Origin of the sequence: Pseudothermotoga thermarum DSM 5069, from assembly GCF_000217815.1 — a bacterium.
GTDB classification, from domain to species: Bacteria; Thermotogota; Thermotogae; order Thermotogales; family DSM-5069; genus Pseudothermotoga; species Pseudothermotoga thermarum.
In genome coordinates, this window is sequence record NC_015707.1 from 203,454 (window position 1) to 224,511 (window position 21,058).

The following is a 21,058-nucleotide window of genomic DNA, read 5'->3' on the forward strand; positions in this document are numbered from 1 at the left end:
TTTTAAAATTCTTTCAATTTTTCAATCACATTTTCGCAGAATTGCTCAGTTGTAGCAGTTCCACCTAAATCTGGTGTCAAGTTCTTTCCTTCTTGCAAAACTTCCAAAACGGCTTTTTCAATTCTTTTTGCTTTTTCGACTTCTCCGATGTATTTCAACATCATGACTGCGGAAAGTATCATTGCAGTTGGATTTGCAATTCCTTTTCCAGCGATATCCGGTGCGCTGCCGTGAACTGCTTCGAATACAGCTACGCTATCTCCTATGTTTGCACTGGGGGCCAAACCTAATCCTCCAACTAAACCGGCACACAGGTCGGAAATGATATCACCATAAAGGTTGGGACAAAGTATTACATCGTATCTTTCTGGATTTTTCACAAGTTGCATGCACATGTTATCCACAATGACTTCTTCGTAGGCTATCTCAGGATACTCCTTTGCGACATTCCGTACACATTCCAGGAAAAGGCCATCGGAAAGTTTCATTATATTTGCTTTATGAACAACTGTGACTTTTTTTCTGCCTTCTTTTTTGGCAAAATCAAAGGCAAATCTTGCAATCCTCGTTGATGCCTCGGTAGTTATGAGTTTTATACTTATCGCAGCGATATTCCCTATCTTTTGCTCAAGACCTACGTACAAATCCTCTGTATTTTCTCTTATCACCACAAGATCTACATTCTCATATCTTGTTTTGACTCCATTGATGGATTTGACAGGCCGAAGATTGGCAAAAAGTCCAAGTTCTTGCCTTAAAGTTACGTTAACGCTTCTATGACCTGATCCAATTGGTGTTTCAGTTGGGCCTTTTAAGCACACACCGTTCTTTTTTATCAATGCTATAACTTCATCCGATAAAACCGGTTTCCCTTTTTGTAAAGCGGAAATGCCAGCTTCCACCACTTCCCATTCTATTTGTGCACCGCTTGCTTCGATAACGCGTATCGCTGCATTGACAACTTCAGGACCAATACCATCACCTGGAATGAGGGTTACTCTTTTCATTTCTTCACCCTCTTTCAAGCTTCTTCTTTATGTAGTTGAGCAAACCGCCTTCAAATAAGAGTTCTACCTGTCTTTTGGTAAGGTCGATGTAAATGGGGATTTCAACCTGCTTAGTCAGATTTTTCACGATACCTTTGCCACTTTTCAAAAGTTGTTTGACATTTTCTATCAACAACACATCTTCCTGTTCAATTTTTTCGTAATCGTCATGGTTTTCAAAGATGGCAGGAAGAATTCCGTAGTTGACCAAATTGTCCTTGTGTATCCTTGCAAATGATTTGGCAATGACAGCCTTTATACCCAAATAAAGCGGCACCAAAGCTGCGTGTTCTCTGCTTGAACCTTGGCCGTAGTTTTCCCCAGCAACAATTATTCCGCCACCGGCTGCTTTTGCCCTTTTGACAAAGTCCTTATCTATGTTCACAAAACAATATTCTGAGAGAGCGGGTATGTTTGACCTTAACGGTAAAAGTTTTGCGGTTCCAGGTATTATGTCATCAGTACTGATGTTATCCGAAACCTTTATCAGAACCTGACCTTGTATCGATTCACCTATCTTGTTGGCAACGGGAATTGGTTTGATATTGGGCCCGTAAAAAACCTCAACTTTTTCATCGGTTGCAGGGGGAATGATCATATTGTCGTTGATGTAATATTGTTTTGGTTCCGCTATTTCAGGCATCTCCCCAAGTTCGCGTGGATCAGATAACACACCGTTAACTGCGGTTATTGCTGCTACTGCTGGACTTGCAAGGATTACCTGTGCATCTGGTGTTCCACATCTTCCCTTGAAATTGCGGTTGAAAGTTCTAACAGATATCGCGCCAGAACCTGGTGCTTGTCCCATACCTATGCAAGGCCCGCAGGCACATTCCAGAATACGTGCACCCGCTGAAACTATGTCAGAAAGAATTCCTGTTTGGATCATCATCATTAACACTTGTCGCGAACCAGGCACCACTGCAAAGCTTACATCAGGATGAATTGTTTTCCCTTTCAATATCTTTGCCACCAGCGCCATGTCCTTGAAAGAAGAGTTTGTACAACTTCCAATTATCACTTGATCGACTTTTATGCCCTTAACCTCGCTTATAGGATGAACATTATCTGGGCTGTGAGGCATCGCAACTAATGGTTCCAACTTGGAAAGATCTATCACAATTTTTTCGTCATACTGAGCATCCTCATCAGGTTCTATTCTTACGAAATCTTTTTCTCTTCCTTGTGCTTTCAAAAATTCATAGGTAACATCATCGCTGGGAAAAATGGAGGTAGTTGCACCAAGTTCAGCTCCCATGTTGGCGATCGTTGCCCTTTCAGGTATTGAGAGGGTTTTAACACCCTCACCGGTGTACTCGAAAATTTTTCCAACCCCACCTTTAACGGTTAATCTTCTTAAAAGTTCAAAAATAACGTCCTTCGCCGTGACCCAAGGTTTTAGTTTCCCTCTTAGCTCAACGTTTACTATTCGAGGCATTTTCAAATAATATGGATAGCCAGCCATTGCAGCCGCCACATCCAATCCTCCAGCACCTATAGCAAGGCATCCTAAACCACCAGCTGTTGGTGTGTGACTATCTGAACCTAAGAGAGTTTGACCGGGTACAGCAAACCTTTCTAAATGAACCTGGTGGCAAATGCCGTTTCCTGCCTTGGAATAATACACCCCATATTTCTTTGCAGCTGTAGCGATGAACTTGTGATCGTCAGCATTCTCAAAACCAACTTGAAGGGTATTGTGGTCTACGTAGGCGACAGATTTTTTCGTTTTCACCTTACTTATACCCATTGCTTCCAGTTGAAGATAAACCATGGTACCAGTGGCATCTTGCGTCAAAGTTTGATCTATTTTTATGGCAATTTCTTCTCCAGGTTTTAGCTCTCCTTCGACCAAATGTTCTAAAAGTATTTTTTGAGTTATGTTGTAACCCAAATTGAATCACCTCTTAGCTTGCTCTTTTTCTGCAATCCACTGATGGTAAAGAAACAGAAATTCTTTTTCACTCAATGCTCTCTTCATCGAAATAGATGCCTTACGAACTTTGGTCAAAAGATCCCTTACATCATCTTTGCCAACTTTGATACCGTACTTCTCCAGGACATACACCAAGGCAGCTGTTCCAGAATGTTTTCCAATGATTATTTTTCTTTGAAGTCCAACTTCTTCTGGGCTAAATATCTCATAAGTTTTTGGATGCTTTAATGCGCCGTCAACGTGGATTCCAGACTCATGGGCAAAGATGTTTTCACCAACTATAGGTTTCCAAGATGGCACTGGTCTCCCGCTTGCTTTTGCAACATAATCAGAAATTTCTTTGAACATTTCTTGCTTTAAGCCGTGATCAATTTTCAAAGTATATTTCACAGCCATTGCGACTTCTTCTAAAGCGGCATTACCAGCCCTTTCACCCAAGCCATTTACAGATACACTTGCATGAGTTGCTCCACCCATTATGGCAGCAACGGTATTTGCAGTTGCCATTCCAAGATCGTTGTGGGCATGGATTTCTATATCCATAGAAGTTTGTTCTTTGAGTTTTTTAATTATCTCGTAAGTTGTTATTGGGTCAAGAATGCCAACTGTGTCACAATATCTAAAACGATCCGCGCCAGCTTCTTTCGCCGCCATAATGAACTGAACCAAGTAATCAAAATCAGCTCTAGAAGCATCCTCTCCATTAACTGATACATACATACCCTCTTTTTTGGCAAATTCGACTGCCTTTACCATTTGTTCGATGACCTTTTCTCTTGTTGATCTAAGTTTGTATTCAATGTGTAAATCTGAAACAGCTATTGAAATAGCAACTGCATCTACTCCGCATTTTATTGATTTTGCGATATCTTCTATAACAGCTCTGTTCCAGGCCATCACGCTAGCTTTTAACCCCAATCTTGCTATTTCACATACTGTTTCCGCTTCTTCTTCACCCATGGCGGGTATGCCTACTTCAATTTGGTCAACACCAAGCTCATCTAGAAGCTTTGCAATCATGATCTTTTCCTCACGGGCAAAAACAATTCCTGCGGTTTGTTCTCCGTCTCTAAGGGTGGTATCAACCCACACCACCTTCTTCGAGTTTCCTTCAGTCACATTATCCCCCCTTCGAGCTCTTGTGATATTTTGGCTAAGATTATAAAGAAAACATAGGATGGAGTCAATCGAACGGAAAAATCTTTTAAACTTTTGTACCATTTATGACACCAAGAAGACAAGAAGGTGTAACCTATCCTGAGCTATTTGCAAGTGGAAAAACGAAATAAAAAAACGCAGAGCTTTGCCCTGCGTTGTACCAAAAATTGCTTTAAAACTAGAAGAGTCCCATTTGTTCTTTCTCCGGTAGATTTTCAAGCTCGACGTACTTTCTTATGACTTCCAAATGAGCTTTGTTAACTTTAGTTCTTGCAATCAGGTCTTCTATGGAAGTGAATGGTTTTTCTTCTCTTGCTTTTACGATGGATTCTGCGACGTTGTTACCAAGGCCTGGCAGCTTGTTAAACGGTATTCTAAGTTTGCCATCTTCTATCAAGAACAACTTGGAATGAGATTTTTTGATGTTCACAGGTAGGAAGGATATACCTCTCAAGAACATTTCGAGCATGACCTCAAGGTTTGTTTCTTCGGATTTTTCACGCACATCTTTCTTTGTAGATTTTGCCTTTTCCTGAAGCCTTTCTCTGACAACTTTTATACCACCCAAAGCCGCGTCGATGTCAAACTCGTCTCCTTTCAAAGTAAAGTACGCCGCGTAGAATGCAAGAGGATAGTGCACCTTAAAGTAAGCTATTCTGAAAGCCATGCTGACGTATGCTGCTGCGTGAGCTTTCGGGAAAAGGTATTTGATCCTTTTACAGGATTCTATGAACCATTCTGGAACTTTGAGTTCTCGAAGATTCTTTTCCTCTTCCTCGCTCAGCCCTTTTCCTTTTCGTACGTTTTCCATTATCTTGAAAGCCTTGGAAGCTTCCATTCCTTTTTTGATCAAATAATTCATTATGTCGTCTCTACAAGAAATAACTTCCGAAAGTGTTGCTTTTCCTTGTTCAATCCAATCTTTTGCGTTGTTCAACCAAACGTCTGTACCGTGTGACAAACCAGAGATCCTAACAAGTTCAGCAAAGGTTTTCGGTCTTGTTTCCGAGAGCATTCCGCGTACAAACTGTGTACCAAATTCTGGTATTCCAAGGGTTCCAACATCCATACCAAGTTCCTTTGGATCGATTTTCAAAGGCTCAAGTGAAGAGAAAATTTTCAAAGTGTCAGGATCATCCATTGGAATCGTCATTGGGTCGATTCCAGTGAACTCTTTTAGAAGCCTTATGAAAGTGGGGTCATCATGTCCAAGTGCGTCGATTTTCACAAGATCCTCATGGATTGCCTCATAGTCAAAGTGCGTTGTGAAAGTTTCTGCCGTTTTAACGTTTGCAGGATATTGTATTGGTGTAAAGTCATATACCTCGTACTCTTTCGGAACGATTATCAAACCGCCTGGATGTTGTCCTGTGGTTCTTTTTACTCCCATCAGTTCGTTGACTAATCTTTCCACTTCGGCTTTTCTAAGTTTTTGATTGATTTTTTCTTCGTAATTTTTGACAAAACCGTACGCAGTTTTCGAAGCTATGGTGTTTATGGTACCTGCACGATAAACGTGGGATTTTCCAAAGAGTGTTTCTATGAATCGATGTGCTTCATCTTGGTATTCTCCAGAAAAGTTCAAATCTATGTCAGGAACCTTATCACCCTCAAACCCCATAAAGGTTTCAAACGGTATGTCTTGACCATTTCGTGAAAGTTCATTGCCGCATTTTGGACACTTTTTCCTTGGAAGATCATATCCACTTCCATAGGATGAGTTTTCAACAAATTCGACGTATTTGCATTGATTGCAGAAATAATGTGGTGGAAGTGGGTTAACCTCGGTGATACCAAGCAGATATGCAACCAAAGAAGATCCAACCGATCCTCTTGAACCAACTACGTATCCATCGCTGAGAGATTTGTCAACCATTTTTTTGGCTATCAAATACAAGACCGCATAACCGTGGTTTATGATTGCGTTCAACTCTTTTTCAAGTCTTTTTTGGATAAGTTCAGGTAAAGGTTCACCGTAAAGTTCTTTGGCTCTCTGAATTGCAAGAGTTTTTATTTGTTCATCAGCCTCTTCAATTTTTGGTGGGTGAAGTTTTTTCTCAAGAGGTACGACCATTTCTATACTGTCGGCAATCTGATTTGGATAATCGATCACAACTTTCCTCGCTTTGCTTTCATCCTGGAAGATTTCCATAGCAGCTTGCATCATCTCGTTGGTTGTGCGAAGGTAAGCAGCAGGTTGTTGAGTTAATTTGTCTTTCTGTGGTGCTTCCAAAGCGTCTCTGACTTTTGAATCCTCAGGATCAAGGAAATGAACATCTCCAGTCATGACGATAGGTATGTTCATCTTTTCAGCTATTTCAAAGAGTTTCAAGTACACTTCTTTGAGTCTTTCACGGGTTAGTCCAAGATCGTTGTCTTCAGGTAAAAGATCCAACGGCATTATTTCGATGAAATCGTAAAAGGAAATGGTTTGCTCTATCTCTGACATATCAGCACCGGACAAAAGTTCCTGAATCACTTCCCCAGAAACACAGGCGCTTCCGATAAGTAGTCCAGCCCTCAGAGCTTGAAGGTCACTCTTTGGAATTCTTGGCACACTGTGGAAATATTTAATGTGTGCATCAGATATGAGTTTGTAAAGGTTTTTAAGACCTTCTTTGTTTTGAACCAGTATCGTTGCGTGGAATGGTTTTGACTGTCTTACAACTATTTCCTTTTGACTTATTTCAATTTCGGAGAAAGTCTTGAAAGATTTTTTCTCCACAAGCTTCAAAAGTTCAAGGAAAATTTTCGCAGTAACTTTTGCGTCCTCCAAAGCCCTGTGGTGCGAGAAAGACCCCATCTTGAAGTGAGCTGCCAATTTTTCAAGGTTGTAGCCAGAAAGCTTTACCAACCTTTTTGAAAGTGCAAGCGTGTCCACAAAAGTAACGTTCCAATCTTGACCTGTGAGTTTTCTTATCCAATAACGCAAAAAGCGATAATCAAAAGAAGCGTTGTGGGCAACCAAAATGGAATCTTTGCAGAAATCCAAAAACTTCGGAAGAACTTCTTCTATTGTTGGCATGTTTTCGAGGTCTTCTTGTTTTATACCAGTTAAGTACGAAGTGAAATCGCTTAGTTTTTCTTTTGGTTTGACCAAAGTGTGAAATTCGTCGGTTATTTGGCCTTCTTCAATCTTCACAGCACCAATTTCTATGATCTCCGAAAACATAGGGTGCAAACCTGTGGTTTCCAGGTCAACAACCACGTAAGTGGCTTTGGATATATCGAAATCTCTTGGGTTGTACATTATGGGTTCCGAATCGTTTACGACGTAAGCTTCTACACCGAAGATAGGTTTTATTCCAGCATTTTTACAAGCTTCGTAGAACTGCGGTATCGCCTGAACAACTCCATGGTCAGTTATGGCGATGGCTTTCCATCCCCAAAGTTTTGCACGTTCAACGTAGCTGCTTATATCAAGAACGCTGTCAAGATCGCTAAACTTGCTGTGAGCGTGTAATTCAACCCTTTTAACTTCTGATTCATCCATCCTGATCCAAGGTTCTGCCTTTTTGTATTCCTTAACGTACAGAATCGGTTCGTCTTCTTCAAATTTCAAGTCTCCCTCTAAAATGACGCAATCTTTTTCTGAAAGTTCTGCTTGCATTTTTTCAGCAACGCTGTTGAACGCCAAACAAAGCAAGGAGTCTTTTTTATCGGTGATACAGACTGCCAGAACTTTTTTCTTTCCACCTCTAATCTCCATCTTAAAGATTTGACCTTTTACTTTGACTGTTCCCTGCTGAGTGGTTATCGTTGAAGGTGTCAAAAAGTCGCTTTCTTTTATTTCAACTTTTTCTTTCTCAACCCTGGTTGAACTTCCAACAATTTGTAGATTGGGTTTTACAGTTTCTATTTTTGTTTCTATCTTCGGTTCTTCAACCACAATTTCTATATCTTCAATACTCAGTTTTTGCCGGATGTAGCTTCTTATAAGAGGCTTTTTGCTTTCCACTCTTTCTTTACCAAATTCCGAGGTAACTTTCATCACGACTTTATCTCCGTGGAGCAAAACGCTTTGTATGTATGGAAAGGTTCCGTTTAATTCTTTTGCTATATCGTCAAGGCTTATCAAAGCATCGGTTCGAATCAGCTTAACGTCAGTTTCTAAAAATTGCCTAAGCCAAGACTGCAAAAGATCAACTTCGGCGCCCAAACCGTTGGCTTTTAAAACCAACGTGTTGGTTGTCCAATCAAAATAAGCTGACTCTATAGTGCCATCGGATTCAATTTCAATCCCAACATTTTTTGCAAACTCTCTCACGTTCAAGTTCAAATTTTCGATCAACGTGGTTTTCATACACCCAACCTCCGTATGTTCCTTGCAAGTGCATGACACCAAGCTATAGCCAAAGCATCAGCGGCATCGTCTGGCTTTGGTATTTCCTTCAAGTTCAAAAACATCTTAACCATCCTTTGTACATCTTTCTTCGTTGCTTTTCCGCTGCCTGTTATGGCCTTTTTAACTTCGTGGGGCGTGTATTCGAAGACTTCGATATTCTTTTGAGCAGCCAAAAGCAAAACTACACCCCTGGCTTCCCCAACCGATATGGCAGTTGTTACATTTCTAAAGAAAAACAATTTCTCAACAGCCAATTCCTTTGGTTTGTACTTTTCAAACAACTTGACCAAATTCTCATAAAGGATTTTCAATCGCAGAGACATTTGAAGATCTTTCTCTGTTTCAATTACACCGTGAGCCACGTGTTCAACGATGTTTCCTTCGACCTTCAAAACCCCATAGCCAAGAATCCCAAAACCAGGATCAACACCGAAGATGATCAATTTCACACCTCGGTTTCTTTTTCTTTTTGGCAGGCAAAAATGATTATAAGTCAGGCAAGGACCGACTTGGTTACCCTACGTTTAAAAGTTCGGCAAAAATTCCAAGCGACTACTTCAATCCTTTTCTTCGTCTATCCTCAAGATTGCCAGGAAGGCTTCCTGTGGGATTGTAACCTTTCCTATTTCTCTCAGCCTCTTTTTGCCTTCTTTTTGCTTTTCAAGAAGCTTCATCTTCCTTGTCACATCTCCACCGTAGCATTTTGCAAGAACGTCTTTTCTAAGCGCTTTTATATCGGCTCTCGCGATGATTCTACCAAAGGCTTTTGCCTGAATTGGTATTTCAAACTGATGACGTGGTATCAGCTCTGAAAGTTTTTCCACTAGCTTTTTTGCAACTTGATAGGCTTTGCTCTTGTGAACAACCGTGGAAAGGGCATCTACTGGTTCTTTGTTGACCAAAATTGTTATCTTGACGACATCTGATTCTTCGTATCCCAAAAATTCGTAGTCCATCGAAGCGTATCCACGACTTACGGCTTTCAACCTGTCGAAGAAATCGGTTATTATCTCAGCCAGCGGCGCTTTGAAATACATCACGACTCTGTTTTTACCGGCGTTCTCTGTGTGAAGCAAGGTCGCCCTTCTTTCGTTCTGCAGTATCGTGTATATGTCTCCAACGTAATCCGTTGGTGTTATGATTGAAAGTTTGACGAAAGGTTCGTACACTTTTTCAATTTCTCCTTCGTCCGGGAATTTTGCAGGATCGTTCACAAAAATTGTTTCACCGTTTCTCAAAACAACCTTGTATTCAACGTTAGGTGCAGTCAATATAACTGCGATTTCAAATTCCCTCTCAAGTCTTTCTCTAACGACGTCCATGTGAAGAAGTCCCAAAAAACCACACCTAAAACCAAAGCCAAGTGCAGGAGAGCGAGTTGGTTCAAAGGTTAAAGCCCAATCGTTGAGTTTTAGCTTTTCAAGAGCTTTTTTCAACTCTTCAAAGTACTCTGGTAAACCTGGAAAGATGCTGGCAAAGACCATTGGTTTTATTTCTCTATAACCAGGTAGCGGTTCAGCCACCGGATTTGTGGCACTCGTTATCGTGTCACCAACCTTCGCATGCCCAATTTCTTTGATTCCTGCGATTATGTAACCAACTTCACCTGGTCCAAGAACATCGGTGGGTTTCATATCCGGTGTGAAGATACCTACTTCGCTTACCTCGTACTGCTGGTTTGTGGACATTATCAAAATTTTGTCGCCAACTTTAACCGTTCCATCGAAGATTCTCACATAGACAACTATTCCACGGTATTTGTCGTACTTTGCGTCGAAGATCAAAGCTTTAAGCGGTTTATTTGGATCGCCTTTTGGAGGTCTAACTCTTTCGATTATCGCATCCAAAACTTCCTTGACACCTTGGCCGGTTTTTGCGCTGATTTTCAGGATCTCATCTTTCTTAACCCCAAGAAGACTGATTATTTCGGTTGCAGTCTCTTCTATGTTTGCGTTCGGAAGATCGATTTTGTTTATTACTGGTATGATATCCAAATCGTTGTCCACAGCCAGGTAAGCGTGCGCAACAGTTTGAGCTTCCACACCTTGCGAAGCATCGACGATCAAAACGGCTCCCTCACATGCAGCCATGCTGCGGCTTACTTCGTAAGAAAAATCCACATGTCCAGGCGTATCTATTATGTTTATCTCGTACTCTTGCCCGGTGTAGTTGTAAATAACCTTCACCGGGGAAGCCTTAATGGTTATTCCCCTTTCCCTTTCTATATCCATCTGGTCGAGGAATTGTTCGTGCATTTGCCTCAAATCAACGGCTTTTGTTAACTCCAAAATTCTATCGACAAAAGTCGTTTTCCCATGGTCTATGTGAGCTATTGTGCATATGTTTCTTATAAAGTTTGTATCTTTCAAATCTCACACCTCCTACCCTAACAACCATTCAACAGGCATTTCTTCAACTGTTCCCGAAAGTCCTTTCATCGTTTCAGCACAGAACAAAGCATCGCATATCGCTTCATAGGTGCATTCAACGGCAGCTCTGAAAAGCAGATCGAATGTTTTTCCTTTTTCCTCAATCGATCCTCTTTGAGTGGAAAAGGCTATGCAAACATCTCCACTTCCATGATAACCTGCCGATCCCAGCATGCCAAGCGCAAGGAAAGAATGTCTTGCTATCCTTTTCAATTGCCTTGAATCCAAAGGTACATCGGTCGCCAAGATTATTATTATCGATCCTTCACTGGACTTCTTTATCCCGCTTTTTACATAATCACTAGCTTTCTTTCCAAGTATAATCAAATCTTCAAAAGCTCCAAAATTCGCCAAAACCAAAGCTCCCATGGTGTATCCGTCGAAAAGCTTCCTTGAACTGCTTCCTATTCCACCTTTAAATCCAAAAGTTATCATACCAGTTCCTGCGCCAACGCAGCCCAGTTCAAATTCTTCTTTTGCAGCTTCTATCGCCTCAAAAACGTGGTGTGATTTGATTGCAGGATAAAGTATATCGTTCAAAAAACCGTCGTTACACTCACAAACCACGGGGTTCAACGTGCGAAATCTTTTCTTCTTCGACATGTATTCCACTAGTCCCTGAAAGGCATATCCAACGGCAAGTGTGTTGGTCAAAATTATCGGTGTTTCTATTTCACCGAGTTCTTCTATCTGCATCAACCCAAGGGACTTTCCAAAACCGTTCAAAACAGCGCAAGCTGCAGGCAAAGGTTTCTCAAAAACCTGCTGTGGAACGACCGCAGTGACGCCGGTTCTCACGATCGTTGGTGTATCGTTGATCAAAGTCACATGACCAACTTTTATCCCAGCTACATCGCTTATAAGATTTCTTTCACTTGTTTGAAGCTTTCCAAATGTTAAACCGTATTCTCTAAACCTTTTTCTCATAGGCCTCACCTTATTAAGATTTTACAGGATCATCATGGAACAGTATGAAGGAGGTTATGCTTGACTTTTTTTAGCTGTTTTTAAACGATCTGTTACGAATAATGTATGATCGTATGATCATATAAGAATATAATAAGTGTGGTGGTCTTGGTGGATATTGTAGAGCTTTTCAAAGTCTTGAGCGATCTGAATAGACTGAGGATATTGAATTTGCTACTTAGAGAAAAACTGTGCGTTTGTGAACTTCAGACAATCCTTGGCATGACACAGTCGAACACCTCGAGACATTTGAACAAGCTGAAAGACGTTGGAATCATCGAGGCAGAAAAGTCTGGTCAGTGGATGTTTTACAAGATTTCTGAAAGATTTCTCGAGGAAAATGACATTTTGCTGGAATTTCTTCGACAAAGATTTGAAACCGAGCAACCCTTCTGCAAAGATTTGGAAACTTTGAGAAAGTACAAATCCAGCTTCACCTGCAAAGATATTCGTGAAAGAAAAGATGTTGTGAAAAAGTTGATTTACCACAAGGAGGGAGAAAGATGAAAAAGAAGGTTGCTTTCATATGTGTGAAAAATTCCTGCCGCTCCCAGATGGCTGAAGGTTTTGCAAAGCACTATGGTGGTGATATCATGGAAGTTTACTCGGCTGGAACTGAAGTTTCAGGAAAAATTGACCCTGTTGCGATAGAAGTGATGAAAGAAGTTGGAATAGATATTTCAAATCAAAGAAGTAAGCCAATCAGTGAACTTCCAGAAAAGATGGACATAGTCATAACCATGGGTTGTGGTGTGGTTTGTCCCTACATACCTTCAAAGCACATGGAAGATTGGGGGTTGGACGATCCTGCTGGAAAGCCGATAGAAGAATACAGAAGAATAAGGGATGAAATAGAACAAAAGGTGAAAAAACTCGTTGAGCGAATCAAAAGCGGCGAGTTTGACCAACAAAAAACGACTTTCATGGCGAATCAAGATTGAAAGGAGTTGGTAATACGAGTGAATTGAAGAGGTTTTTTCCTTCTTGTGTTCATCTTTGTCGTCTTTTACTTTCTCCCGTTTTCAAACTACCGTGTTGCATCCGCCACGATGGAAGCTTTCCATTTGTTTCAAGAATATGTCAGAGAACATGTGCTTTTCTGTCTTGTACCTGCCTTCTTCATAGCCGGTGCAATTTCAACCTTTGTCACCCAGAAGGCTGTTATAAAGTACTTTACGGATAAATCGAAAAAATGGATCTCTTACCTTGTGGCATCGGTTTCTGGAGTTATACTTGCAGTTTGCTCTTGCACAGTTCTTCCGCTTTTCACAGGAATATACAAAAAAGGTGCGGGAATTGGTCCTGCTGTGACTTTCCTTTACTCAGGACCAGCGATCAATTTGCTTGCGATCGTTTTGACCGCAAGAATACTTGGTTGGAAAATAGGCGTCGCAAGGGCTATAGGAGCTGTCGTGCTTTCAATATTCATCGGTTTGATAATGGAAATACTTTTTAAAAAAGAGGAAACAGAGCGTATGAACCGGGTGATGGTCAATCTGGATGCAGAAGCTGAGAAACGAAGCATGCTGCAAAACTTGATCTTCTTTTTAAATTTGATTGCAATTCTGATCTTTGCTACCTGGAGCAAACCAACCAGCATTGGTGGGGCTTTTTCTGTTGTTTACGCAATCAAATGGTACTTGGTTGGTGCTTTGACTGTCTTGGTTGTTTTGATCACATTCAAATGGTTCGAAAAAGACGAAAGAGTTTCTTGGATTTCCTCAACATGGGATTTTGCAAAGCAGATAGTTCCGTTGCTTTTTATAGGAGTTTGGATCGCTGGATTTTTGCTTGGAAGACCAGGAAAAGATCTTGGAATAATTCCTGCAAGATTTGTTTCAATGCTTGTGGGAAGTAATTCACTTCTGTCAAACCTTTTTGCCTCCGTTGTTGGAGCCTTCATGTACTTTGCAACGTTAACAGAAGTTCCAATAGTCCAAACGCTTCTTGGAAGTGGGATGAACCAAGGACCTGCTTTGGCGTTACTTTTGGCTGGACCTGCTTTGAGCCTTCCGAGCATGCTCGTGGTGGGAAGTGTTCTTGGAACAAAGAAGACTTTTGCTTACGTGACTTTGGTGATCATTTTCTCAACGATTTCAGGGATAGTATTTGGATTTCTCCAATAGGAGGTGTTTGGTGTGGAAATCAAGATCCTTGGTAAGGGTTGTGCAAAGTGCAAAGCTCTTGAAGCGAATGTTTTAGAAGCAATCAAAGAACTTGGCGTTGAAGCGAAAATCGAAAAAGTCACCGACGTCAACAAGATAGCAGAGTACAACGTGATGATGACACCTGGGCTTGTTATCAACAACAAAGTCAAGTCCTTTGGTAAGGTTGCAACAAGAGAGGAAATAAAAAAGTTCATTCAGGAAGAACTTTAAAAGGTTCTTTCAGCTTGCCTTCCTTGCGATATACTATACTATGTCGCAGGGAAGGTGGGCTTTTGATGACTTGTGAATGTATAAAGGTAAGACTTGGATACATCTGTGTGGCTGAAGAAAACGGAAAAGTAGTTTCGATAGAATTTCAAAATCAAGACAAAACAAATGGTAAGATACAGAAAGAAATTAAAGATCAAATACTCGAATATCTTGCCGGCAAAAGAAAAATCCCCGATTTTCCCGTCGATCCAAAGGGTACGGACTTTCAAAAGAAAGTTTGGCAAGCTTTAAGGGAAATCCCATATGGAACTGTGATCTCTTATGGTGAGCTTGCAAAGAAATTGAACACTTCTGCGCGCGCGATTGGTCAAGCAGTTGGTAGAAATCCATTGCCAATCTATTTCCCATGCCATCGGGTTGTGGCGAAAAATTCTTTGGGTGGTTTTAGTTCTGGCATAAAATGGAAAAAGTTTCTTCTTGAAGTAGAGGGATACAGCTTGTGAGAAAAATAGCTTTATTTTTAGGAATCTGTCTTTCTCTTTTTATGCTTACTTTTCTTTATAGAGAATCGACAAAAGGGCTTGATTCACCTGAATCTCGCCTACCGACAGGGTTGATAATTTACTACTCCGATGGCGCGCCAATGGTTCTTTCAAGATCTTTTTGGAAAAACTTGGACGAGATTCCTCCGCATTTAATCAATGCTTTACTGGCTTCTGAAGATAAGCATTTTTACGAACATTTCGGTGTCGACATATTTGGAATAGCTAGGGCAATAGTTAGAAATATAAACCGCGGAACAATAGCAGAAGGTGGAAGCACAATAACGCAACAACTTGCAAGAACTTTGTATCTTTCTCCAGAAAGATCGTGGAGCCGAAAAATAAGAGAAACTTTCATAGCCCTTTGGCTTGAAAGAATAAGGACTAAAGACGAGATACTCGAGATGTACTTAAATTCTGTATATCTTGGGAATGGTTTGTACGGTTTTGCAAGCGCCTCAAAATATTATTTTGGCAAGGACCTTTCGCAGATAAATTTACAAGAAGCTGCGGTACTTGTAGCAACTGTTAGATCGCCAGGCAATTACAATCCATTCAAAAATCCTGAGGTGAGTAAAAAGGTAGCCACAACTGTTATAAACGCGATGGTCAGAGAAGGTTATCTTGATCAACAAGAGTCAAGAAAAGTCATAGAAGAGCTCAAAGAAATGACCTTTGCAAAATCCGTCAATACTAGTGTTGATGAAGAAGTTTTCTGGAGAGTAGTCAGAGAACTCAAGGAAATTGGCTATGGCTTGAGTGAACTAAGGCAAGGATACAAAATCTACACGACTTTGGATAGAAAATTGATGATGGCCTCTTTTGGCTATGATGATAAAACAGCTATAGAAGCAATTAACCCAATAACTGGCGCGATCTATGTTTATAGAGGAATCGGCCTGACCTATCCGGAGGGCCAAAGACAAATAGGTTCTGCCATTAAACCACTTTATTATTATCTTGCACTTTTGGAAGGTTGGCAGCCAGACAGCAAATTGTTCGACCTTCCTATAAAAATTGGCGATTGGACTCCAGAAAATTTTGACAAGCAATACAAAGGCACAGTTACACTATCCCAAGCTTTGATAGAATCGAGAAATATTCCATCTGTCAATTTGTTCATGCAACTTGGTATGGAGAACGTTGTGAAATTTCTGCAGGATGAGTTAAAGTTAAATGGTTATTACCCGTCGGATCTGACTATTTCTCTTGGAACACTTGAAACATCTCCTGAGGAAATTTTAAAATGTTATGCGGCAATTTTCAACGGCGGAGTGGTCGTCAAACCGTACGTCGTTGAAAGAGTGGAAGATCCTCTGGGAAGAGTTGTCTACCGAGCGACCCCGAAAGTCCTTGGTGTAGTGCGTTCAAGAAAAGTTGACACTTTGACGGCTTCAACGATTCTTCTTGACATAATGAAACAGGTAGTCGAAAAAGGAACAGGTGTTCGGGCAAAACAAAAAGTTCCCGTTGCCGGGAAAACGGGTACTTCAGAAAAAACTGCTTGGTTCATTGGCGGAGATTTGAAAATTTTGCTCTCAGTTTCTGTCGATGGAACAGAGTTGACCGGAGGGGTTCACGCAGCTCCGATTTGGTCGAAGATAATCTCCTATTATGATTATACGGGTAATTTTCCAAGCTGGAAAGTGACAAAGCAACAAATTGCAAGAGTCATTCCAACAGGTTTCATAATAGATTCAGAAAGAATCATTCAATGGATAGAAGACGGAAGTCTTTCAGAAGATGCTTTGCTAAGCCTTCTTGATCAAATGGACAACAAAATGGTATTGGAAGTTCTAAGTGTTTTAAATCAACGATCCCCCGAATTTGCAAGAAACCTTTGGGACAAGCTTAAGACCAAAAGAGTTTGGTGAAGAAAAATTCCCCGGCTTTGCCGGGGGACAATTTTTCGCTACAAGGTCCACTTTTGTTCTGTCTCACTAGCTCCCTTGTAAGGCGCGGGTATGTATTGCACCGAAGGTCTTCTTTGTTCAGTTTGCTTGTAAAGATCCATAAGCTCATAGATTTCTTGTGGCATCTCTTCTGAAACGTTTAAACCCATTTCTTTGAGCTTATCCACAGTTATTGGGTAGTCGTGTGTCCAAGTACCACTTGTAAGCATTTCCGCAATTTGTTTTGCTTTTTCTTCTCCCACTTTTGGTTTTATGAGACATTCAACAAATTCTCTAACTTGATTCATGGCTTTCTTGGCAACATCAGCAAGAATCAACGTTTGATCGTCTATTTCGTTGATATTCTTTTTCTCAAGGACTGAAAGAATCGATGGGGCAGGATATCCTGCTATTTGAGGATCAAGTGGTCCAAGAACAGCATTTGGATCCATCACAATTTCGTCGGCTGCCAAGGCTATTAAAGTGCCACCTGACATGGCGTAATGTGGCACAAAAACAGTAACTTTACCTTTATGTTTGCACAAAGCTCTTGCGATCTGTTCAGCCGCCAAGACAAGTCCACCCGGGGTGTGAATTATCAAATCTATTGGCATATCTGGCGGGGTTAACTTTATAGCCCGCAGTATTTCCTCTGAGTCCTCAATTGTTATGTATCTACCAAAGGTTAATCCAAAGAAACTCATAGACTCTTGCCTGTGAATCAAGGTTATAACTCTGCTTTTTCTTTTGATCTCAAGCTGTCTTATCAATGCAAGCCTGTGAGACCTTTCCATTTGCGCTTTCAAAAATGGGATGAAAAAGCTGAGGATCAAGATCATCCAGAATAACTCGAAAATGAATCCCATCTAAATCCCCCCTCTTTAGCTTAATATAAGTATATCCGGCCTTTTGATGACAAAACCATCTATTTTGAATTCAACACATGGCCAGCCGCTGCTAGTTGGATAAGACAGTATTTCAAATCCTTCCTCGGTTATCGCTACGGTGTCTTCGGATTTGGTTCCAGTTATCGTCGGATTCCACGCAGCGACGTTGTTTGGCCTGAGAACGTAATCTGTCATTTCGCTGGCTATGATTTCTCTGGCTTTGTATCCTGCCAAACCTCCTTGATGATGTAAAGACCATTCGTAGGGGACACCTACTTCAGCGTACGATTTTCTGATTGCCTCAAAAACCTCGCAAAGCTTTTTTCCTGGCCTCGATCTTGCTATAGCACACGCTTCAACGTAGCAATTTCTTCTGTGTTGTTCAATCCACTTTTCATCGCGCTTGAACAAAACAGTCCTTGTTGCTGAGACAATCAATCCTTTTCTTCTTGCGCAGATACTCACAAACACCTTGTTGCCAACTTTGACATTTCTTGGTAGATTGTGCCTGTAAAGCATCGAGCTTTCCTCTCCAAAAACTAGTATCAACAAAGGTTCTATGTCTTTGCTCATAAGCTCCAGAGAAATCCGTGCCGCAACTTCAAGTTCGGTCATCTCTGGCTTCAACGTTGGCATAACCTTTGAAAAAACTTCGTCGCAATCTTTCCCAAGTTTTCGGTAATTTTCAAGTTCATATTCGGTCAAAACAAGTCTCATCTGATCTATTTCGTTTGAAACGTCGGTTGTGCCAAGCATACCAGTATCAGAAAGGATTTTCTTTCCACTTATGAAGGCTTTGAAAACATCCTCTAGCCTTTTGTACCAAATGTACTCGACAAGCTCTATTTCCGGAAGAATGTCCTCATCAAGCTCGATCTCTTCTATCCTTCTTTTTTCGATGTTGTTGGTCATCAGATAAATTCGATCTTCTATCAAAAGAACGTGGGCTACGCCAACTTCACTGTTTAAAAGAACTCGGTTTCTCGCACCAAAGGTAACCCACGAAAAGTTTTCACAGCGGCTGAACAAAAGCCCATCGTATCCTTTTTGAGCAGCATAATTTCTGAGCATTTCAATCCTTTGCCTGAAAAGTTGTTTAATCATGTGTATCCCCTGAAAAAGATTATACACGTTGCAACGGGAAAAATCTTTAGGCCTGCAAAAAGCGATTTGGAAAATTTTTGGTAATCTTGAATTAATTTGCGTTAAAATACTGTTGGTGATTCGTATGAGGGTAAATCAAATAACCAATTCGTGGGCAATCCAAAGACTTTGGCAGCTTCAAAATGTACAAACAAATCTTGCAACACAACTTTCCACAGGCAGAATACCACTTGCGGCAAACGTTGCTTCTGCAACTATAGCTGAAAAGCTTCGCTCACAGATTGCTGGTTACAGGGAAGCAATGAATGCTACTTACAATGCCATCGGAATGCTCAACGTTGCTGAAGGTGGTCTTAGCTCAATCACCATTGCTTTACAAAGGATGAGAGAACTAGCAATTCAAGCTGCGAATTCAACGCTCACTGAATCTGAACGAGCAGCTTTGCAGCAGGAGTTCGATCAACTTTCCAACCAAATAAACAAGATTTCTCAACAGCTGAACTACAACAACATAAAAGTCCTTGCAGGAGATGTGGAAAACTTTCAAGTTCAAACCGGTCCAAACGCAGGACAAAACATCAGCATAACAATACCAAAAATCACCGTGGAAACCCTTGGATTGAGCAATGTGAATATATCAAACGTACAAAATGCCCAGCAAGCCATTCAAAGGATCGATCAAGCACTTGAGATGGTTTCAAACGTGAGATCTTACGTTGGATCTGTCACAAACAGGTTGGAAGCAGCGGCAAGAGAACTTGGGAACACAATGATCAACACCATTTCAAGTCTTAGCACGATAAGCGACGTGGATATGGCAAAAACGGTTATGGAATTTGTGAAAAACAGATTACTCACGCAATCAACAGTTGGTGTGATGGCTCAATCCAACGTTTCGAGGTTTTCGATTTTGAAAATTTTGCTTGGATGAAAAAAAGTTTCTTATGCTAACATTTATTGTGGTAACCTCAAGCAAAGGAAGGAGGTTTGGTTGTGCTTGGTTATTCGCCAAAGAACCTTTGGTTGATTCGTTCAAGAGACGAAATTGAAGCATTTGCAAAAGAATATGCTCGCTTTATGGATTTGGCAAGAACAGAGAGGATGGCGATAAAAGAATGTGTACTCATGTTGGAAGAAGCAGGATATGTCCCTTTGGAAAAGTTCGACGGCAGTACCGACAAAGTTTACGCAGTCAACCGTGGCAAATCTTTGATAGCCCTTCACATCCTTGGAAAGATTGAAGATGGTTTGAACCTCGTTGCTGCGCATATTGATGCTCCTAGACTTGATCTGAAACCAAGTCCAATTTTCGAGGATGAAAGGATAGCCCTTGGAAAAACTCACTATTACGGTGGCGTCAAAAAATACCAATGGTTGAGCCTTCCGTTGGAACTTCACGGATACGTTGTGAAGGACTCAGGAGAAGTTGTAGAAATACACATCGGTCAATGTAAGGACGATCCAGTTTTTGTCATAGCAGATCTTCTCCCACATCTTGACAGAAAAGATCAGCTTGTAAGCGAAAAGTTTGACGCAGAAAAATTAAACATCATACTGGGAACAATACCACTTGCTGGAGTTGAAAAAGAAGCTGTGAAAACGTACATTTTAAAGCTTTTGAAAGACAGATACAGCATAACTGAGGAAGACTTTGTTAGCGGCGAATTCCAATTGGTTCCAGCGCTTAAAACAAGAAGTGTTGGATTTGATGAAAGTTTAATCGGAGCATACGGGCAAGACGATAGGATCTGTGCTTTTACCGCAGTTAAAGCTTTGATCAGCTTGAAAAATCCGCAGAGATCTTGTGGGGTTATTCTGTTCGATAGAGAGGAAATCGGAAGCGAAGGTAACGCCGGCGCAAAGGCAAGCTTTTACATGCTATTTTTGAAAAAGATCTTAAAACTTCAAGGTTGTCAAGATACATCACTTGGAATTGACGAGCTTTTCAACAAAACCTATGTGATATCTGCAGATGTGTGTGCTGCTGTTGATCCAATGTACAAAGATGTCGTCGATATTTCAAACACTCCAAGACTTGGTTATGGCGTTGGACTTTTGAGGTACACCGGAAGCGGCGGAAAATCCGGTGCAAACGAAGCACACGCTGAATTTGTCGGTAAAGTTAGAAAAGTTCTAAAGGAATCTGACGTAGTTTGGCAAGTTGCAACCCTTGGCAAAGTTGACCGAGGCGGTGGTGGAACGGTTGCAAAATTCTTAGCTGAAAAAGGTGCATGTGTAATCGACATGGGACCAGCGTTGCTTGGAATGCATTCGCCTTTTGAGTTGGTCTCAAAAGCAGATCTTTACGAAACTTACAGAGCCTACAAAGCGCTTTTGGAAAAGCTCAAATAAAAAGAGGGCGCTTTTGCGCCCTC

At 41.0% G+C, this 21,058-nt stretch carries 17 protein-coding genes; 8 read left to right on the forward strand and 9 right to left on the reverse strand.

Annotated elements, in window-relative coordinates; genetic code table 11:
- Window positions 1-2: 2 nt before the first annotated feature.
- The 7 genes from THETH_RS01005 to THETH_RS01035 form a co-directional block, all read right to left on the reverse strand.
- Window positions 3-1,007 (reverse strand): isocitrate dehydrogenase (NAD(+)), encoded by a 1,005-nt coding sequence (locus THETH_RS01005; RefSeq protein ID WP_013931526.1) that lies wholly within the window; start codon window positions 1,005-1,007, stop codon window positions 3-5.
- A gap of 4 nt (window positions 1,008-1,011) precedes the next feature.
- The gene (locus tag THETH_RS01010; RefSeq protein ID WP_013931527.1) at window positions 1,012-2,940 is read right to left on the reverse strand and encodes an aconitate hydratase; all 1,929 of its coding nucleotides are present in this window, start codon (window positions 2,938-2,940) and stop codon (window positions 1,012-1,014) included.
- Between the two features lie 6 nt (window positions 2,941-2,946).
- A complete protein-coding gene (gene nifV, locus THETH_RS01015) occupies window positions 2,947-4,101 on the reverse strand; it encodes a homocitrate synthase (protein WP_013931528.1) in 1,155 nt (384 codons plus the stop codon).
- Between the two features lie 217 nt (window positions 4,102-4,318).
- On the reverse strand, window positions 4,319-8,443 hold the full coding sequence (locus tag THETH_RS01020) for a PolC-type DNA polymerase III (RefSeq protein ID WP_013931529.1): 4,125 nt from the start codon (window positions 8,441-8,443) through the stop codon (window positions 4,319-4,321).
- Complete coding sequence (ruvC, locus tag THETH_RS01025; protein ID WP_013931530.1) at window positions 8,440-8,928, reverse strand: crossover junction endodeoxyribonuclease RuvC; 489 nt, start codon at window positions 8,926-8,928, stop codon at window positions 8,440-8,442. Before ruvC ends, THETH_RS01020 begins: the two co-directional genes overlap by 4 nt.
- Window positions 8,929-9,042: 114 nt before the next feature.
- Window positions 9,043-10,854, reverse strand: coding sequence for a translation elongation factor 4 (lepA, locus tag THETH_RS01030; RefSeq protein WP_013931531.1), 1,812 nt, complete (start codon window positions 10,852-10,854; stop codon window positions 9,043-9,045).
- A 12-nt stretch (window positions 10,855-10,866) separates the two neighbouring features.
- Entirely contained in the window at window positions 10,867-11,841 is a 975-nt protein-coding gene (locus THETH_RS01035; protein ID WP_013931532.1) for a P1 family peptidase, read from the reverse strand.
- A 150-nt stretch (window positions 11,842-11,991) separates the two neighbouring features.
- On the opposite strand from THETH_RS01035, the gene THETH_RS01040 reads away from it, so the two are divergent.
- The 6 genes from THETH_RS01040 (at window position 11,992) to THETH_RS01065 (ending at window position 16,674) form a co-directional block, all read left to right on the forward strand.
- Window positions 11,992-12,387 carry an ArsR/SmtB family transcription factor gene (locus tag THETH_RS01040; RefSeq protein ID WP_013931533.1) on the forward strand — a complete coding sequence of 132 codons (396 nt, stop codon included), beginning with the start codon at window positions 11,992-11,994 and terminating at the stop codon, window positions 12,385-12,387.
- Window positions 12,384-12,821 carry an arsenate reductase ArsC gene (locus tag THETH_RS01045; protein ID WP_013931534.1) on the forward strand — a complete coding sequence of 146 codons (438 nt, stop codon included), beginning with the start codon at window positions 12,384-12,386 and terminating at the stop codon, window positions 12,819-12,821. The genes THETH_RS01040 and THETH_RS01045 overlap by 4 nt, the downstream gene beginning before the upstream one ends.
- A gap of 45 nt (window positions 12,822-12,866) precedes the next feature.
- On the forward strand, window positions 12,867-14,006 hold the full coding sequence (locus THETH_RS01050) for a permease (RefSeq protein WP_041446338.1): 1,140 nt from the start codon (window positions 12,867-12,869) through the stop codon (window positions 14,004-14,006).
- Between the two features lie 12 nt (window positions 14,007-14,018).
- Window positions 14,019-14,258 carry a thioredoxin family protein gene (locus THETH_RS01055; protein WP_013931535.1) on the forward strand — a complete coding sequence of 80 codons (240 nt, stop codon included), beginning with the start codon at window positions 14,019-14,021 and terminating at the stop codon, window positions 14,256-14,258.
- A 65-nt stretch (window positions 14,259-14,323) separates the two neighbouring features.
- Window positions 14,324-14,761: a methylated-DNA--[protein]-cysteine S-methyltransferase gene (locus THETH_RS01060; RefSeq protein ID WP_013931536.1), complete on the forward strand. Its 438-nt coding sequence runs from the start codon at window positions 14,324-14,326 to the stop codon at window positions 14,759-14,761.
- Window positions 14,758-16,674, forward strand: a complete 1,917-nt coding sequence (locus tag THETH_RS01065) for a transglycosylase domain-containing protein (protein WP_013931537.1) — start codon at window positions 14,758-14,760, stop codon at window positions 16,672-16,674. Before THETH_RS01060 ends, THETH_RS01065 begins: the two co-directional genes overlap by 4 nt.
- A 38-nt stretch (window positions 16,675-16,712) precedes the next feature.
- Here the strand turns inward: THETH_RS01065 and THETH_RS01070 are convergent, their stop codons facing one another.
- Both THETH_RS01070 and THETH_RS01075 read right to left on the reverse strand, forming a co-directional pair.
- A complete protein-coding gene (locus tag THETH_RS01070; protein ID WP_013931538.1) occupies window positions 16,713-17,558 on the reverse strand; it encodes an SDH family Clp fold serine proteinase in 846 nt (281 codons plus the stop codon).
- A gap of 15 nt (window positions 17,559-17,573) precedes the next feature.
- Complete coding sequence (locus THETH_RS01075; RefSeq protein WP_013931539.1) at window positions 17,574-18,683, reverse strand: M24 family metallopeptidase; 1,110 nt, start codon at window positions 18,681-18,683, stop codon at window positions 17,574-17,576.
- 124 nt (window positions 18,684-18,807) lie between these two features.
- On the opposite strand from THETH_RS01075, the gene THETH_RS01080 reads away from it, so the two are divergent.
- Window positions 18,808-19,614, forward strand: a complete 807-nt coding sequence (locus tag THETH_RS01080) for a flagellin (RefSeq protein ID WP_013931540.1) — start codon at window positions 18,808-18,810, stop codon at window positions 19,612-19,614.
- Between the two features lie 62 nt (window positions 19,615-19,676).
- On the forward strand, window positions 19,677-21,035 hold the full coding sequence (locus THETH_RS01085) for an aminopeptidase (protein WP_013931541.1): 1,359 nt from the start codon (window positions 19,677-19,679) through the stop codon (window positions 21,033-21,035).
- Window positions 21,036-21,058 lie beyond the last annotated feature (23 nt).

Excerpts from the sequence above, each read along its gene's own strand:
- THETH_RS01005 (WP_013931526.1), bottom strand. The coding sequence starts at position 1,007 with ATGAAAAGAGTAACCCTCATTCCAGGTGATGGTATTGGTCCTGAAGTT.
- THETH_RS01020 (WP_013931529.1), bottom strand. The coding sequence starts at position 8,443 with ATGAAAACCACGTTGATCGAAAATTTGAACTTGAACGTGAGAGAGTTT.
- THETH_RS01035 (WP_013931532.1), bottom strand. The coding sequence starts at position 11,841 with ATGAGAAAAAGGTTTAGAGAATACGGTTTAACATTTGGAAAGCTTCAA.
- THETH_RS01045 (WP_013931534.1), top strand. The coding sequence starts at position 12,384 with ATGAAAAAGAAGGTTGCTTTCATATGTGTGAAAAATTCCTGCCGCTCC.
- THETH_RS01060 (WP_013931536.1), top strand. The coding sequence starts at position 14,324 with ATGACTTGTGAATGTATAAAGGTAAGACTTGGATACATCTGTGTGGCT.
- THETH_RS01070 (WP_013931538.1), bottom strand. The coding sequence starts at position 17,558 with ATGGGATTCATTTTCGAGTTATTCTGGATGATCTTGATCCTCAGCTTT.
- THETH_RS01075 (WP_013931539.1), bottom strand. The coding sequence starts at position 18,683 with ATGATTAAACAACTTTTCAGGCAAAGGATTGAAATGCTCAGAAATTAT.
- THETH_RS01080 (WP_013931540.1), top strand. The coding sequence starts at position 18,808 with ATGAGGGTAAATCAAATAACCAATTCGTGGGCAATCCAAAGACTTTGG.